Source organism: Microcoleus vaginatus PCC 9802, assembly GCA_022701275.1.
GTDB lineage: Bacteria > Cyanobacteriota > Cyanobacteriia > Cyanobacteriales > Microcoleaceae > Microcoleus > Microcoleus vaginatus_A.
In genome coordinates, this window is sequence record CP031740.1 from 2,141,328 (window position 1) to 2,158,150 (window position 16,823).

Sequence of the window (16,823 nt, forward strand, 5' to 3'; positions counted from 1 at the left end):
AAGCTGAAAAAGGGCGATCGGCTATAATTGTGTAATCCTCACCAACCTCAAAATTATACGGTTGCAAGTAAAGGTTTACCCTTGCGACTAATCTAGAAAGAGGCGTGTTATACGATCGCCCCTATTAATCTTGAGTTTTTAGAGATTTTAATTAATTTAGAAATATTTGGACTGCTTTTTTCAACCCACTCTTCTTGATAGAGATGATATCGACTTAAATCACAAGTCGAGAAATCACCGATGGCGAGGGCGACTAATAAAAGCTGGAGGGGGTATTCTACTAATCGTTGGCACAGGTTTAAGCGTTATTACCTGGAAAGTCTTCTCACCACCTTCTGTTGAGCGGCTACCACTTCCCAAAACTTTGGTTTCCCTAGAATCACCCTTCGGACAACAGCTATTGAGCCAGAGCAAGAGCAAACAGGATTTTCAACCGCTTAGCACCCACATTGAAACTCAAAAACGTCCCGCCTATTGTGGTGTGGCTAGTAGTGTGATGGTTCTGAATGCACTCGGCAGCAAAAAACAGGGATATCGCCCCCTCACCCAAGACACCTTTTTTGACGGTCAAACCCAGAGCATCCGTTCTTCTTATGCCGTCACTTTTTCGGGCATGACTCTTGATGAATTAGCGGCTTTGCTCAGAAGTCACAACGTCAAAGTTGAGGTCTATTATGCGTCGGAGACAACACTTAACCAATTTCGTACCCAAGCTAAAGCTAACCTTGCCCGTTCCGGCGACTATATAATCGTGAACTACCAACGATCTGTTTTGGGTCAGGGTAAAAGCGGGCATATTTCTCCCCTCGCTGCCTATCACGAGCCAAGCGATCGGTTTCTGATTGAAGACGTAGCCAGTTATAAATATCCGCCTGTATGCGCTTCTACGGAGACTCTTTGGAAAGCGATGAATACTACTGATTCAATTTCCAAAAAGACACGTGGCTATCTAGTTGTGCGTCAGTAAAAAAGAGAATTAGGCATTGAATAGGTTCCCATTCAATCACTTACTAAAAAATGACAAAACTGCGAGTGCGAGCAAAAGCAGTTGGAGTATTATGCTATTTTTGATTTGAACTTTATCCGTTTTGGAAAAGCATTATGTCTAAACTTTTTGCCGTTGTTGTAGCAACCATTCCAGAGTATTACGACTACAAAAACGCTCACCCAGAACACGACCCAAATCAACTAGCTTGGTTTCGCGAGCAACAGGAGAAAGGAATACTACTGTGTTGTGGCCCGTTTTTTCCCTATGATGGAACGGGACTTTGGGTGATTCAGGCAGAAAATGTGGAAGAAGCTCAAACAATTGTTAGCAGCAGCCCCCGGGCACGGGATGGTATGTTAGCGGAATCTACCAGAGTAGTGGAGTGGCAGGTGCATATTGGGTGCGAGCGTTTTGGGCATAGTAAATAGGTAGGGGCTATATTTGCACTTACTCATTCACCTCCAAAGAAGAACCATTGGGCTTGCGCCGTGATAAATGTATATTCCCTCCCCCTAAGCCGCCGAGCGATCGCGGAATAAGAAAATATAGACAGCGCCATTGCGAACTCAGGTTGATACTACATATTTTGAATCACAACTCATCCACGCCTTACCAAAATTTACCGTGGTGTGAAATAGGAGTATCCTTGCGTAAGGCTACAATCCATAGGCAATACTCGTACCCAGCCGCCAAGTGTGGATTGACTTGGCAAACTACCTCATATTGATCAAGTTTATCAACATCGCAAAAGTTCAGCCACTGGAATTCCCAGAGACTTTCGGTATTGGGACAATCATTTACCTGAATAACCACCTCTTCGTTTGCGAATTTTTTAAACGTAGTTGATTTTATGTCAAGTAGATAAGCTTTGACTGCTGACCCAATTGAACTAAAGTTGTTGAGAACCCGAATTGCTGCTTTTCCGAGAGTTGGATTAAGTCCATTCGCATCACCAGAAATGTACACCTCCACGTAATCAAAAGGATTTGGCCCTGTCGAAGCAGCCCCAACCCAGTATCCATCACTCTCGATATAATTAAAATCCTCGCAAAAGCTTTCTAGGTTTTCGAGCATGACTTTATAAATTTCCACAGCAAATATTACCCTAAGCCAAAGTTTAACTATTTAAACACGCTATAGCTATCAACACCCGAACTGCCATCGCCCTTCCAAAACTTGCTGATTCTTAGAACGCTACATTAAGAAATACCCCCGGCCGATGCAGCAATGCAGTAAGTGCGGCAAACTTTCTGGTGTCGGGTCGAGTACACCAAACATGAAGATAGAACGGCACGGGCAAACCAAAATACTCACGCAACAGGAAATGGAGCTTTTGTTCAACAAAGGTTTGCAAACCTCACGCGATCGCACGCTCTTGGGGATTTGTCTCTAACACTCCCTGTCGCACTGCCGAAGCTTGTTCGCTGATGGTCAAGCATATCTACACGAACTCTGGCGCTGTCGGCTCTACAATTAACTTCCGCTTTCGCCAACACCAAAGGCAAACTCCAAACCAGGACGATTCCGGTCATTGAAGATTTGTGATCGTTCCTAATATCTTGGCATTCCCGCGCCGGCGAGACTTACTTATTCGTCGGCTGCCACCCTTCCCACCATTGGAAGCATTTGCACCCCGACTCAGCGGACAAGGTTTTGAGAGAAGCGTTCGATCGCGCCGGCATCAAGGGAGCCTCCACCCACAGTTTTAGGAGAACGGCCCTGACCCAGATGAGCAACGCGGGTATCCCGCTGCGGATTATTCAAGAAATCAGCGGTCACAACAACCTCCAACAATTGCAGCACTACTTAGAGGTGAAGCCGGATCAAGAGTCAGAGGAGCGATCGCCTCTCTTTCCATGCTTTCCTACAGGGGGAAAAAGGTATTTCCCCACGTACAGGCTGAATTGCCCGCTGTGCCGTTAGCAAGAGAGCAACTGTCACAACCCCTATCCGACGCGGCTGAAGAAATTCCCGACTGGTGACGAGCAATTTTAGATTTTAGATTTTAGATTTTGGATTAACAGTCACGCATCCCAACTCGAATGACGCTCGCTTTACTCACGCCCGCCAGAACTTCTCACCTCTAGATTTGTTACAATTCTCGATCGTGTGGAGCGGGTGCACCTGCGAAACCTGCTGAAAGGAGAACTTAAGGGCGATGCGGCTAAAATACGGCGTTGCTCTCTTGGCGGCTCCTTGGGGGGCATTGATGGAGTGGCGCGAAGAAAAACTAAAAACATCGCTACAAAGAAGTTAATTACCGCATTGGGAAAGGTGAGTATTTCACCTTTCCTCGCCCTCAAGCTTATTCTGAAGGATTTGTACGGGCCGGATTCCATTGAGGTTGATAATCAAACAACCACTTGAACTGCAAATCAGCCAACCTTGTAGGAGTGAGCTTGTAGATGGCGTTCCGCAACAAACATCCGATCGCCGTATCCGCCTGTGCTAATTTGCCTATTTGTCTGGAACTATTGAATACGCGAGTAACTCGCTGAGTGCGGCTGGCTTCAAACTGCCGCAATAGGGAAGGAACAGTATCGCCACCAGTTCGGCTAGTAAATAGCAGTGAAGCTAGTTCAAAAGAGTCTTCCACCGCCATACAGCCCCCTTGACCGATACTCGGTTGAACTGGGTGCGCGGCATCCCCGATTAAGGTAACTCGCCCTTGCCCCCATTGGGTTCCCAGCGGTGGCCGATCTACAATATCATCTCGGTAAATCTTCTCCCCGTCGAGAGCTTCGATGATAGCTGGTACTGGGTCAGCATAGCCTTTAAACAGGGAGCGCAAGGCATTCAAGGAACCGCCCAGCGCATCGTCATTACCGCCCACTGGGGTGTTGTTGAAAGCATAGAAAGCAAACCCACCGCCACCGACATCGAAGTAGCCAAAGCGAGTGCCCTGACCCCAGAATTCGGCCCAACTGTATTGTGAATCGAGCGGTAAGCCAGAGCCATCAAAGTAGCCTCTCCAGCAGCAAGTCCCACTGTACGCAGGGTCCTCTAACCGTTCCCTACCGTTCAACCTAGCCCGTACCTTGGAGTAAAGACCATCAGCACCTACTAAGACCTCACCCTCAGCAGTGCGACCGTCAGAGAACAATACCCGAATGCCGTTGTCCGTGTCCTCAAATTCCTCAAAGGCAACGTCCGTCCGCACTGTTCCCTCTGGCAAGGCTTCCAATAAAATCTGCTGAAGTTCAGGTCGCAGGAGGCACACACCCAAGTCATCTTCGTCTATGAATTGAGGAGCGTTAATGTAGAGGGGTTTCCCTTTTTGGTCAAAAAACCCACCTTTAAGGATCTTGCCTCCCAAATGGTAAAAGCGCTGATAAATCTGCCCTGATTGCAAGAGCTTGTAGACGCGCAAAGCATTGCGTTGGATGAATATGCCTCCGGGTCCTGAGAGCATAGCATCCAAACCGCGCTTCTCGTATAGTTCAACTGCAATGCCGGCATCGAGACAGGCACGGGCTAGGGTCAGACCGCCAATTCCACCGCCGATGATAATTACCTTTGATATTGAAGTCATATTATTGAGTGAGCTGTACAACATGAAAAAATTTAGGCAATTGACTGGTGAGGGGGATGAACCTTTCAAAACAACTGCCTGAAGAAGGGAAATTGGTGAGGAATTACCAACTGACTCGCTGTGTTCAAATAGCCGAATTTTAAATTTTTATCGACTGCTACTAGCTTCACTGAAACTCCAGGCAATTTCAAACGAAGGCTCTACAAGAAATTGTCCCGTCCTCTCAGAACGCTCTGCCGAAGGCTCATCAATAAGTAACAACATCCAACTAAAGGCGGGGAATTAGAGCAATTGAAGGTGCTGTGGAAAGAGTACGGCAGGATTGAGCGCTCCATTTCCAGAGATTCGATCGACTTGCTATGGCGGTGGTTGGGATTGCTAGAATCACAGGGATCTCGCTTTCTGGGCGATTGCATTCCCTGATTGGGTCGCCGATACAGAACACTTTGTAATTGCAGCGCCAAACCTCATGACACCATCTATGGACTTGGTTTACGAAGAAACCTACAAAAACCAGTCGATTAAAATTTATTGTTTCAGTCAGTTTGCGCCTGGTGGAGTTGGCTCTTCTCACTTCTGGGCCATTATTGATGATTACAGATTGCCTGGAAATTGTGATGGCCGCTCCCATAATCCTTTTTGTGCTTCGGAGGATGCAGAAAATGCGCCAACTCCCGAGCATTCGTCGGCACTTGCAGCAGCCAAAGCTTATTGCGACACAAGAGTGAAGCCAAGCGAGCAACGCGGGGACGAACTACTTTCCCTCACCCTATTCTACCGGAAAGTTAAAACCTTGCTGGGCCAATTTTTCTCTTCGCTGGTAAAAAGGTGAAGCTGCAACAGAAAACTGCTAAAGTGATAGAATGAGCGCTCGAGATAGTCAATAAAAGCGGGTGCATCTTCAAACCCTGCTTTGAAGAGAATTTTGATACATATGTGGCTTAAATACGGCGTTGCTCTCAGTGGCGAACTGACGGGCATTGATGAAGTTGGGCGCGGAAAAACTAACCTCGCTTGTCTTTACTGCGGTGGCGGACTGACAGCAAAAAAGGGTTCGGTGAAAGAACATCACTTCGCGCACACCGGCGAAACTTGCAAGTTCGTCAGCCAGCGTATTCAAACCAAAGCATTTCCATCGTTGCCCCTCTACGATAATTTCAACATCCAGCTTAAGGGTGATGAATTAGAAAAATTAAAAGTGCTGTGGAAAGAATACGGCGCACAGGGCTACGCTATTCCCAAAGACTTGGTAAACTTTCGGTGGCAGTTGAAAGGATTGCTAGAGTCGGAGGGATCTGGCTCTTATCAGTTTACCGACCTGGGTAAAATCCCAGTGGGTGCGCTTCCCCTGGCGTTGTTCAACCGAGTCCAAGAACCACTGCTGCTATCAGAGTTAATCAAGTTGGAAGGCTCTGTAGAAATTGCCGAAGCTGCGGGGTTATCTTGCTTGGAGGAACGATTGGCTGATTTGCAGATTTATCGAGCACAGCTTCGCCGGATTCTGGTGAACTCGCTCTATTTCCTTGAGGTGAAAGCGGACGGGAGCTGCTTCTATAAAATTGGAATTACCACTCGATCGATCGAGGAACGCATCGCCGAAGTGCAGCGGGATGTGAGAGCGCATTACTCGAATGTCGCTGTCAGCTTGCTGGGATTGTGGGAACACCGGGGGAATGTGGAACTGTACTTCAAACACCGATATCAACCCTTTAACTACCGGATTGGCAAGCTGACGGAATATTTTCAATTTCCAAACGTCAAAGTCGTGCTGCAAGATTTGTGTGAGATGAAACCCAAAATTCTGAGTGATGTTGAGGTCGATGTTCTCAGCTTGTGCGATCGAAGCCGCGGGTAATGCTTTCCAACCGCTTGACGATTCGTTTCCTTTTCTGTGCGAGCCTTTTTCAGGTTCTTTTCCAAACGACGCAGGTCAGATTCTCTGCGTACATCACTCTCAACTACTAACCACAAAAAAATTTTGGATAAATTAACCCTAGGTGTAACGACTAGGGCTGTCTCAGCATCATGTGAGCTTTGTGGAAAGCGACCGCGCTCAACCTGAGGGCGTACAGGCTCACTCTTGGGTTATTAGTAATAACCGTTTGTTTCAAATTACAAATCTATTGTTTCAAATCATAACGTTGATTATCTTTCTCTTAGATTATTTGCTCATCGATTATCCCAGTAATTACCATAATGCTATTGGTTGGCAATACCCGCAGTACATCAAAAAACCTACCCACACACCTCGATAGGAAAATACTATGAGCAACGGAAGTGGATGCCCATTTACGGGCGGCGGTCAGAAATCTCAGCCTCGTCATATGCCGTCAAACCGAGACTGGTGGCCGCATTATTTGAATCTGAGCATCCTCCACCAGCACACCCCCCAGGCCAATCCTATGGGTGAGGAATTCAACTACGCTGAGGAGTTCAAGAGTCTTGACTTAGCTGCCTTGAGGGCAGATATCTACGAGCTGATGACCACCTCCCAGGACTGGTGGCCAGCCGACTACGGCCATTATGGGCCGCTCTTCATCCGCATGGCTTGGCACAGCGCCGGCACATATCGTATTGGCGACGGTCGCGGCGGCGCGGGTTCGGGTAGCCAGCGGTTTGAGCCTCTCAACAGTTGGCCAGACAATGCGAACCTCGATAAGGCGCGCATGTTGCTTTGGCCAATCAAGCAGAAATATGGCAAGAAAATTTCGTGGGCCGACCTCATGATCTTCGCTGGCAACTGCGCGCTTGAGTCGATGGGTTTCAAGACGTTGGGTTTTGCTGGTGGGCGCGTGGATGTCTGGCAGCCAGAGGAAGACATCTACTGGGGTTCTGAGAAAGCTTGGCTCAGCAATGAGCGTTACGAAGGCGATCGGGTGCTCCTGAATCCTCTCGCCGCCGTTCAGATGGGACTGATCTACGTGAACCCGGAAGGACCAGACGGCGAGCCCGATCCGGTCGGCTCAGGGCGCGATATTCGCGAAACCTTTGGTCGGATGGCGATGAACGACGAGGAGACAGTCGCGCTCACAGCCGGTGGGCACACGTTCGGCAAATGTCACGGTGCGGGCGAGGCGACGCACGTAGGGGCTGATCCTGGGGGTGCCACCATCATCGATCAGGGCCTCGGCTGGAAGAACGCCTTTAACACGGGTGTCGGCGTCGATGCGATCACCAGCGGTATCGAAGGCGCATGGACTCCCACTCCGACGCAGTGGGACAACAGCTATCTCGAAACCCTGTTCAAATATGACTGGGAGCTGACGAAAAGCCCCGCTGGCGCGTGGCAATGGAAGCCCAAGGGCGACGCTGGTGCGGGTACGGTACCCGACGCGCACGATCCGTCGAAACGGCACGCCCCCATGATGACCACGGCGGACATGGCGATGAAGATGGACCCCATCTACAACCAGATTGCGCGACGTTACCACGACAACCCGGATGAGTTTGCCGAGGCGTTCGCCAAGGCGTGGTTCAAGCTGACGCACCGCGACATGGGTCCCCGCTCACGCTATCTCGGGCCGGAGGTGCCCCAGGAAGAGTTCTTGTGGCAAGATCCCATTCCCGCAGTCGATCATGAATTGATTGATGAGCAGGACATTGCTGCCCTCAAGGGCAAGATTCTTGCTTCGGGACTGTCTGTCTCCCAACTGGTTTCGACTGCTTGGGCGTCGGCGTCAACGTTCCGCTGCTCCGATATGCGCGGTGGAGCGAACGGGGGGCGCATTCGTCTCGCGCCGCAGAAGGATTGGGAAGTCAACCAGCCAGAGCAGTTGGCAACAGTGCTGCAAACCTTGGAGGGAATTCAACAGGAGTTCAACAGCTCCCAGTCTGGCGGCAAGCGGGTTTCGCTCGCTGACCTTATCGTTCTGGGCGGATGCGCGGGCATTGAGCAAGCGGCGAAAAATGCCGGTCACGACGTGACGGTTCCCTTCAAGCCGGGACGCACGGATGCGCTGCAAGAGAAAACGGATGTCGAGTCCTTCGCCGTGCTTGAGCCGACTGCGGACGGGTTCCGCAACTACACGAGCGGCAAACACAGCGAATCGCTGGAAGAGTTGCTGGTTGATCGGGCGCAACTACTGAGTCTCTCAGCTCCTCAGATGACGGCTCTCTTGGGCGGCTTGCGCGTTCTGGGTGCAAACTTTGGAGGATTTAAACACGGTGTCTTTACCCATCGGCCAGAGACGTTGACCAATGACTTCTTCGTGAACCTGCTCGACCTGGGTACGACGTGGAAGGCGACCTCTGAAGATGAGTATGAGTTCGAGGGGAGCGATCGCAAAACAGGCGACCTGAAGTGGACTGCTACCCGTGTTGACCTCATCTTCGGCTCAAACTCTCAGCTCCGCGCCCTGGCGGAAGTCTATGGATGTGTGGACTCGCAGCAGAAGTTTGTCAATGACTTTGTGGCGGCGTGGGACAAGGTGATGAACCTTGACCGCTATGACCTTCGCACAGTCTTAGCGAAAACCTCTGCGAGGAGTTTCTAGGCGTAACTTCAACCGATCGTCGATCGAGGCTACGTTAACCCGCGGCAATCCTAAATGCGGGTAGAAGCTAGAGACAAAAATGAGAGCGGCGTTTCAACTTGTCTTGAACCACCGCTCTGGGCTTTAGGCCCTGATGCCAAAGCTGTTTAGAAACATGAACGCGAGATTAGTCACGTTGTAAGATGTGCCAATGGTATCGGAGTAGTAGTAAATATTATGTACTGATTGAATATTTATTGCCTCAAAGTCGAGTTGTAAAGATGGACAAAATACCAAATAGCACCAATATGGTTTTCTAACTTTTTAGAAAATGAGAGAGTCTTTCTTACAAGATGTGACATTAGGTTAATGCTGGATAAGATCGATATAGGAGATAATATTCAGCAAAAGTGACAGATAACACCCAAGAACCCGGACTTAACCTGCAAAGTTTCTGTTTAATCCCTTAAAATTAGGGTGTTATCCAGCAGATACGACGGATAATCCTGGAAAGTAAAGGTATTATCCAGCACATCTGTTGAATACTGAAGTTTCTACTGTCCCGGCTTAAACTGGTAGCCACGATGCTAATTAGACAAGCAAAAACAGCCCTAAGTTCCCTAGGTTATGAACTAGATTGCCGTGAGGAGGCTTTTGGTTATCTAAGGGATTCCTCCGATGTACTCGGACAGCCAGAGCAATTGCGACGGAGGATGCAACAAGACGGTTACTTATACTTAAAAGCCTTTCTTAACTCTCAAGAGGTTTGGCAAGCTCGTCAGGAAATTGCAGCTTGTTTAGCTGCTGAGGGAAGCTTGGAACTTGACAGCCCTGTTCTAGATTGCATCGCTAAACCTGGATTAAACATACATTTCCGTCCCGATTTAGCAAGCAGGAGTTCAACACTGAAAACACTGCTTTATTCGGGACGGATGATGGAATTTTTTGGAATTTTTTTAGGCGGTCAAGTCCGGCATTACGATTACACCTGGCTTAGAGCCGTCGCCCCAGGAAAAGGAACTTACGCTCATTGTGACATTGTGTATATGGGACGAGGAACTGACAAGCTTTACACGGCTTGGACTCCCTTAGGCGATATTCCTTGGGAATCAGGCGGGTTAATGATTTTGGAAAATTCTCATCATCTAGAAACTATTAAAAATACCTATGGATGTAAAGATGTCGATCGCTATTGTGCCAACAGAAAAACGGCCCCTTTGTATGCCTCCAATCAAAAAGGGTGGGATGGAGCCTTATCCAAAAACCCGGTTTCTTTGCGCTGTAAATACGGAGGACGTTGGTTGAGTTCCGAATTCGAGGCTGGAGATGTTCTGATTTTTGGTATGTTTACCATTCATGCCAGTTTAGATAACCATTCTCCTTCTATTCGACTCTCCTCGGACAGCCGTTATCAATTGGCATCGGAACCAGTGGATGAAAGGTGGGTTGGCAGTAACCCTATTGGTCACTCTACTGCTGCTAAGCAAGGTCAGATTTGCTAGAAGAAGACTTTAGTATTGAGTCTTGTCGTCGAAGGTAGAAGCAAAAATCAAAAATTATCGACTGTGCCAGTTCAAAGGGCAGAATGTGGGTTCAAATGCAGCGGATAGACCGAAACGCTTTCTGCTTCGTTTCAAGTTCTCTGCCGCCGCTGAACCCGACCGTTAGAGCGCTATATATCCGACCTCAGCTACAGGTTGCAATCAAATAAAGGCTAATCATTGGAGGTTCTAATTGGAACTTCACGAGAATTGCAGGTACGACCAATGCTTGGAGACTGAAGTGGGACTGCTAGATTCACAGTGTGAAATCTGATGCAAGCGATCGCATTCTATCCTTCAACTTAATGCGATCGCCCGCTCTATTAAAAGAAACAGGTTTTAGGAGAGCTAAAGAGAGGCAAACAAGCTCCCAGCTATAAGTCAATACGGTTCAGTTAAGCTCGATCTCCCTGGCACCCCCCTCCCGGGGGGGACAAGAACTTACTCAAAGTCCCCCTTCTTAAGGGGGATGCGAGGGGGATCTTCGAGGAATAAATAGTTTTAACCCAAGCGTATTGAGCTATAAGTCGGCTCAAAAAGCTTTAAGACGATTAATCGAATTGGCTACTATAACAACGACAGCAACAACCCCTTCCGAGGAATACATAGATAACTTCCCTTTCCCGTATATTACTGGGATAAGGATTTTTTGTGAGTAAAGTCAATGATTGTTGCATTCCCGGAAACGGCTCACCGGAGGCAGTTAATTGTGAAGTTCGCCAACAGTATCAATTGCTACTCAAACCCCGATTTCAAGATTTGAGCTAACGCATCCTTAGTCCCGATCGCGTTGAGTGCAGCGCTGTTGATAAATTTGAGCTGCTTTATCTGTAGGATTGCGGCGCAGGCACTCAGCAAATAATCGCTCAGCATCTCTAAGCTTTTGCAAATGGTAGAGTATCAAAGCTTCTTCAAATAGCGTTCTAGTGGCTACCTTACCCTCATAAGTCTCAGGCGGATCGGCATCGAAAACTTCAAAAATCGATACCGCTTTTGATTTTCCCTTAACTTTTACGCGATCGATAAGACGGATAGCAAACTGGTTAGAATCTGGCAAAGACTGGAAAGTTTGGTGACTAATTAACATCGAAATCCCATATTGCTTAGTCAAGCTTTCTATCCGCGAGGCTAAATTCACTGCATCGCTAATCACCGTGCTATCCATCCGGTTTTTCCCCCCCACCGTACCGAGTATTAAAGAACCTGTATTGATGCCAATGCCAATCTTAATCGGCACGTATCCAGAAGCGATGCGATGTTGATTATATTCGGCTAGACGACGCAGCATATCAATTCCTGCTTTCACTGCATTATCTGCCTCGCCACTAAATAGAGCCATAATTGCATCGCCAATATATTTATCAATAAATCCTTGAGTTTCAGTAATAGCTGGCTCCATGTGAGACAAATAGGAATTAATAAATTTGAAATTGTCTTGAGGGTTCATACTTTCCGATAAAGTTGTGAAGTCGCGAATATCGGAAAATAGTACCGACATTTCCTGTTGAACTTGGTCGCCTAATTTAACATCAATAATGCTCTTTTTATCCAAAATTTGGAGGAATTGACGGGGGACAAAGCGCTCAAAAGCTTGGTTGAGTTCGGTGAGATTATTGTAGAGACGGGCATTTTCAATGGAAATTGCTGCCTGAGAGGAAAGCAGATTTAAGAGTTCTACGCGATCAGAAGTAAAAGCCTCTGTGGTTAGATTATTTTCTAAATAGATAATTCCTGCCAGTTTACCTTGATGTTGGAGAGGGAAGCACAAAATTGATTTAGGCTTATGTACTTTGATATAGGGGGAATGAGCAAATTTAGGGTCATTAGCAGCATCATTCAAGACTACACTTTTACAAGTGCGAGCGACATAGTTGATGATGGACACGGGTAGGGGTGCAACGCCTTGTGCCCCTACAGATTCAATGGGGGTTGATTGTAACACCGTAATGATATCAGAACTTACGGAACCTGACGCTTTAATCCGCAGTTTCCCCTCAATTTCTAAAATCAAATAGCCACATTGCGCTCCAGCATTTTCAATGATAATTCTCATCAAAGAGGTGAGTAATTTATCCAATACAATTTCGCTAGAAATTGCTTGGGAGGCTTTCATGAAGGTAGCTAAATCTAAGGCTTCACCTGACTGACTACCACTTGTGGAGTTGGTAGTTGTCCTGTGGGTGGAATTAATGCTTTTGGTGGCCGATAATTTACGACGTAACTGCGGGTACTTGGCTTCTAAATCCTCCACTTTGCGTTGAGCACCCCAGCGTTGGTAGCCATAGTGAGCTTTTTTCATGTAGAGTTGAGCGATTTCCTCTTTGCCTTTACCTAACCAAAACTTAGCTGCTAGTTCCGACGCTAGAGCTTCGTTCTGCAAAAATTTATTTTCTCGGGCTGAGGAGATCGCTTGGTCATACAAATCCTGCGCTTCCAGAGTCTTGCCTGTAATTCGCGCCAACTCAGCTTCGATTAGCAGACGTTGATGAAGGTAGGTACTCGGAGAATGTTGACTCCAGAGTTTGAATTTCTCAAGATTGGATTTAATCTTCTCCACATACTGTGCCTGTTTTTCACCATCAGCATCGTCATACCCAACTGATAAGGCTAGACATTGATGAAAGTGGAAAGCCGGATTAATAAAAATCCCCGTCGCGCCTATCAAATATTTTTCGGCAGCGTTAGCATAGTCGATCGCTTTCTCAGAATCTGAATACCAGTTGGCTAAAGACAATTTACAGGCTATTTCTATAAATACCGTGAATAAATCATTTTTTTCAAGGCAAGACTTAATGATCTCCTTGGCATTCGGCCATAAGGATTCATCAAGAACACTCCAATCTTCAACTGGTTCAATCAAATTATAAATAGTCGCTTTAACCGCATAATAATATTGCACCATGTTTGGATCAACTTTTTTCAAGCCGGGGATAATCTTATCAATTTTTTCTGATAATTCTTTTAACGAATCAGTCCCCCAAAAACACATGAACAAAAAATTGATTGCACAATATCCTGCCCATTGATAGGCACCGTTTTCTACGCCGCTATAATAACCTCTCATTAAATGCTCTTTAGAGCGATCGAGAGGTTCAGTGTAATGGGAAACAAATCCTCCCCACATATTTAAAATTAATGCTTCATAACGCTTCATTTGATACTGGTCATCGTTCAATCTCAAGGCTAAATTTCCAAATTTATAGGCGGTTTCAAAATCTTGTGCTACAAAGGCCAGTGTTAACGAATAATAGATATACCCAACTGAAGAGTGAGGACTGTTCCCATAGGTGAGCGATAGCTCAATCATTTTTATGCCTAGGATGAACAGCAATCTAGACCCTAAAAAGTAAGCTGGAGGTACACATTCTCTGAGGAGTACCATAGCAGCAAGTTTTTCAGGGTCTTGCATTTCAGGAAGGTCTATAAAATTTTCAATTTTCCGGGCAGCGATTGTCTCATTAGCCTGATTCACTTCTGCGATAAGTTCATCTTCTTCAGGAAAAGCTTTCAACTTGATTCCCAATAGTTCGAGGGTCTGTACTCCCAGATATAAGGAGGATTCCAAATCATTTTTCATTCGATATAACGTCACTTTATATTCATTGACTTTACATCGATCCAACAAATTATCGATATGCTCAAGGGCTTCATCAAAAGTTAATAAAGCTTCGTCCCAACTAGCAGTTAAATATTCTATTTCACCTTTTTCAAGGTGATATGAAAATGTCCCCTGATAGTCTTCCTCCCAGCTATTAGGGGGTAAAAGTTTTATCCCGTTCGTTATATATATTAATGCGGGTTTATAGGCTGAAGATAATTTAGCTTTTCTTCCAGCGATTAGATTCAATCTAGCTAATTGTTCTTTTTCCCATTTATCACTGAGCAATGCTTGTCCTGTGTTCAGGTGATTGACTATATCAAAGATTCGTTCTTCTAACTCATGTTTTTCAAACTTATTCAACAGAAGGCGACCAATTTTTAAGTGAATTTCTTGTTTATGTTTTTCGTCAATTAGAGAGTAAGCTGCTTGCTGCACCCGGTCATGCAGGAATTTATAATTTTGAATTAACAGTTCTTCATCTAACTCGGATGTGGGCAAGATTAACCCGGATTGAACTGCTGCTGTTAGATCCTTAAAAACTTCCGCTGTAGATTTTTCACTGATGATAGAAAGGATGTTTAAATCGAAATCAGCACCTACACAAGCTGCTAATTGTAAAACTTGCTGTGTAACCAGAGGCAGTTTCTTTAACTTGCCAATCATCAACTCTACCACATTGTCAGTAATGCCCTGAGCTTCAATGGTTGAAATATCCCACTGCCAGCCGTGACGTTCAAAATAAAAAGTGATCAGGTTTTCGGCATATAGGGTTTTGAGAAACTCATAGACAAAGAAAGGATTGCCTCCAGTTTTATGCACTACCAACTCCGCCAAGGGTTTTACTGAAGATGTATCCCTGTGCAAAGTATCGGCAATTAACTGGTTAATATGCTGGCTATTTAAGGGAGTTAAGGTAATAAAGTTGACAGTTGCCCCCAGATTCCGTAGCCCCTCAAGAGTTATCATCAACGGATGAGTGGGGTTGACTTCGTTATCCCGATACGCCCCAATTAGAAATAGGTATTCTGTATCCGTATCCGTCATCATCAGTTCGATTAACTTGAGCGTTGCGGAGTCTGCCCACTGCAAATCGTCAAGAAAGATAACTAAAGGATGCTCTTTTGCACAAAATGCCCGAATGAAGTTTTGGAAAACCAGATTAAAGCGATTCTGGGACTCAGCGGGGCTTAATTCTGGCACGGGTGGTTGCTTGCCTATAATCAGTTCCACTTCCGGAATCACTTCAATAATCACTTGTCCATTGGAACCAAAAGCAGCCAGGAGTTTTTCTCGCCAAAGGTTTAGTTGTGCTTCGCTTTCGGTTAACAGTTGGCGCATCAATCCCTGAAAGGCACTGACAACAGCTAAGTAGGGAATATTGCGCTGAAATTGGTCAAATTTTCCGGAGATGAAATAGCCGCGCTTTTGAGTGATGGGTTTATGAACTTCTGCCACCAACACTGATTTACCGATGCCGGAATAACCGGCCACTAGCATCATTTCAGTTGTGCCTTGACTCACTCGGTCAAATGCTGTTAGGAAGGTTTTAACTTCTGACTCTCGTCCGTAAAGCTTTTGGGGAATTTGAAACTTGTCGGAAATATCCTTAGAACCGAGAGGGAAATCTGCTATAGTCCCATTAGCTTGTAACTGAAAGAGACATTCTTCTAAATCAGCTTTGAGTCCCCAGGCACTTTGATATCGTTCCTCTGCCGTTTTCGCCATCAGCTTCATGACAATATCCGAAATGGCTTTAGGACAAGGTTCTCCCCTTCTGCCTCTCTCCTCCTCTCCTCCTCCTAAAAGATGAGGGGGTATTGGCTGTTTGGCGATATGATAATGCACCAGTTCCAACGCATCGGTACTTTCAAAAGGTAACTGTCCCGTCAGTAGTGCGTAAAAGGTAACGCCGAGAGAGTAAAAGTCAGTCCGGTAATCTAAAGAACGATTCATTCGTCCCGTTTGCTCCGGTGACATATAGACTAAAGTGCCTTCTAAAACATTGGGATTTTTCAGCGTAGGATTTTCGCGGGTTAATTGAGTGGAGATACCAAAGTCGATGATTTTGATAATTTCTGTTTCTGGGTTAAAGACGATGTTGGCAGGATTAATATCTTTATGAATAATATTGGCGGCGTGAATCGCGCCCAATATCTCTGCTGTTTGGATGGCTAAGTTGAGGAATTTTGCTAGAGATAAGATATGCCCTGCATCTACAGAGTCCTTGAATAATTGCCTTAAGGATGATGCGCCAAAATCCTCTAAGATAATGACCAGAGTTCTTTGATAAGTTTCTAAGGCATAAGCTTTAACCACACCCTCTATGTTCAGATTGCGAGTGATTTCATATTCCTGCTTATATCGAGTTAGTTCAGAGGGGGTGGGATAGTCTTGTTTCAGAACTTTGAGAATTACTGCTTTGTGGTCTTGTTCTCGAATCCCTCGATAGACAACAGAATTGTCACTTTCATAGATTTGGGCTAAAACTTTAATTCCAGGGAATCTAATCATGTTGGGATCTCCAGTTTTGGCAGTTATGAACGTTACGGGCGATGGTCAATGACTGCTGATGGTACTCGATCGCCTTGACCGAGTTGCCCAGGGAAGTGTAAACATTTCGCAGATTACCCAATGCTGCCCCCTCACCTTAGCGGTCTTTAATCTCTCGCTAGATAATCAAGGTCTGTTG

At 46.2% G+C, this 16,823-nt stretch carries 11 protein-coding genes and 2 pseudogenes; 8 read left to right on the forward strand and 5 right to left on the reverse strand.

Features of this window, described 5'->3' with window-relative positions; translation table 11 throughout:
• Positions 1-166: 166 nt before the first annotated feature.
• Positions 167-967, forward strand: a complete 801-nt coding sequence (locus D0A34_08760) for a glutathione gamma-glutamylcysteinyltransferase (GenBank protein ID UNU18951.1) — start codon at positions 167-169, stop codon at positions 965-967.
• Between the two features lie 134 nt (positions 968-1,101).
• Entirely contained in the window at positions 1,102-1,416 is a 315-nt protein-coding gene (locus D0A34_08765; GenBank protein ID UNU18952.1) for a hypothetical protein, read from the forward strand.
• A gap of 181 nt (positions 1,417-1,597) precedes the next feature.
• Here the strand turns inward: D0A34_08765 and D0A34_08770 are convergent, their stop codons facing one another.
• A complete protein-coding gene (locus D0A34_08770) occupies positions 1,598-2,062 on the reverse strand; it encodes a hypothetical protein (GenBank protein ID UNU18953.1) in 465 nt (154 codons plus the stop codon).
• Positions 2,063-2,264: 202 nt separating this feature from the next.
• On the opposite strand from D0A34_08770, the pseudogene D0A34_08775 reads away from it, so the two are divergent.
• Positions 2,265-2,970: pseudogene (locus D0A34_08775) on the forward strand (site-specific integrase).
• A gap of 323 nt (positions 2,971-3,293) precedes the next feature.
• On the opposite strand, the gene D0A34_08780 reads toward D0A34_08775, so the two are convergent.
• Positions 3,294-4,520, reverse strand: a complete 1,227-nt coding sequence (locus D0A34_08780; GenBank protein ID UNU18954.1) for a zeaxanthin epoxidase — start codon at positions 4,518-4,520, stop codon at positions 3,294-3,296.
• A gap of 481 nt (positions 4,521-5,001) precedes the next feature.
• Here D0A34_08780 and D0A34_08785 point away from each other — a divergent pair, with 481 nt between their 5' ends.
• The 4 genes from D0A34_08785 (at position 5,002) to katG (ending at position 9,013) form a co-directional block, all read left to right on the forward strand.
• Complete coding sequence (locus tag D0A34_08785) at positions 5,002-5,352, forward strand: hypothetical protein (GenBank protein ID UNU18955.1); 351 nt, start codon at positions 5,002-5,004, stop codon at positions 5,350-5,352.
• A gap of 102 nt (positions 5,353-5,454) precedes the next feature.
• The gene (locus D0A34_08790) at positions 5,455-6,375 is read left to right on the forward strand and encodes a GIY-YIG nuclease family protein (protein ID UNU18956.1); all 921 of its coding nucleotides are present in this window, start codon (positions 5,455-5,457) and stop codon (positions 6,373-6,375) included.
• A 172-nt stretch (positions 6,376-6,547) separates the two neighbouring features.
• On the forward strand, positions 6,548-6,775 hold the full coding sequence (locus tag D0A34_08795; GenBank protein UNU18957.1) for a hypothetical protein: 228 nt from the start codon (positions 6,548-6,550) through the stop codon (positions 6,773-6,775).
• A 9-nt stretch (positions 6,776-6,784) separates the two neighbouring features.
• Positions 6,785-9,013 carry a catalase/peroxidase HPI gene (katG, locus tag D0A34_08800; protein UNU18958.1) on the forward strand — a complete coding sequence of 743 codons (2,229 nt, stop codon included), beginning with the start codon at positions 6,785-6,787 and terminating at the stop codon, positions 9,011-9,013.
• Between the two features lie 233 nt (positions 9,014-9,246).
• On the opposite strand, the pseudogene D0A34_08805 reads toward katG, so the two are convergent.
• A pseudogene (locus tag D0A34_08805) lies at positions 9,247-9,351 on the reverse strand (IS1 family transposase).
• 231 nt (positions 9,352-9,582) lie between these two features.
• Between D0A34_08805 and D0A34_08810 the strand changes: the two are divergent.
• Positions 9,583-10,494 (forward strand): phytanoyl-CoA dioxygenase, encoded by a 912-nt coding sequence (locus D0A34_08810; protein ID UNU22226.1) that lies wholly within the window; start codon positions 9,583-9,585, stop codon positions 10,492-10,494.
• Between the two features lie 814 nt (positions 10,495-11,308).
• Here the strand turns inward: D0A34_08810 and D0A34_08815 are convergent.
• Entirely contained in the window at positions 11,309-16,645 is a 5,337-nt protein-coding gene (locus tag D0A34_08815) for a GAF domain-containing protein (protein ID UNU18959.1), read from the reverse strand.
• Positions 16,638-16,766: a tetratricopeptide repeat-containing protein gene (locus tag D0A34_08820; protein UNU18960.1), complete on the reverse strand. Its 129-nt coding sequence runs from the start codon at positions 16,764-16,766 to the stop codon at positions 16,638-16,640. The genes D0A34_08815 and D0A34_08820 overlap by 8 nt, the downstream gene beginning before the upstream one ends.
• Positions 16,767-16,823: the final 57 nt, after the last annotated feature.

Coding starts and splice junctions, on each gene's coding strand:
- D0A34_08765 (UNU18952.1), top strand. CDS start 1,102: ATGTCTAAACTTTTTGCCGTTGTTGTAGCAACCATTCCAGAGTATTAC.
- D0A34_08770 (UNU18953.1), bottom strand. CDS start 2,062: ATGCTCGAAAACCTAGAAAGCTTTTGCGAGGATTTTAATTATATCGAG.
- D0A34_08780 (UNU18954.1), bottom strand. CDS start 4,520: ATGACTTCAATATCAAAGGTAATTATCATCGGCGGTGGAATTGGCGGT.
- D0A34_08785 (UNU18955.1), top strand. CDS start 5,002: ATGGACTTGGTTTACGAAGAAACCTACAAAAACCAGTCGATTAAAATT.
- D0A34_08790 (UNU18956.1), top strand. CDS start 5,455: ATGTGGCTTAAATACGGCGTTGCTCTCAGTGGCGAACTGACGGGCATT.
- katG (UNU18958.1), top strand. CDS start 6,785: ATGAGCAACGGAAGTGGATGCCCATTTACGGGCGGCGGTCAGAAATCT.
- D0A34_08815 (UNU18959.1), bottom strand. CDS start 16,645: ATGATTAGATTCCCTGGAATTAAAGTTTTAGCCCAAATCTATGAAAGT.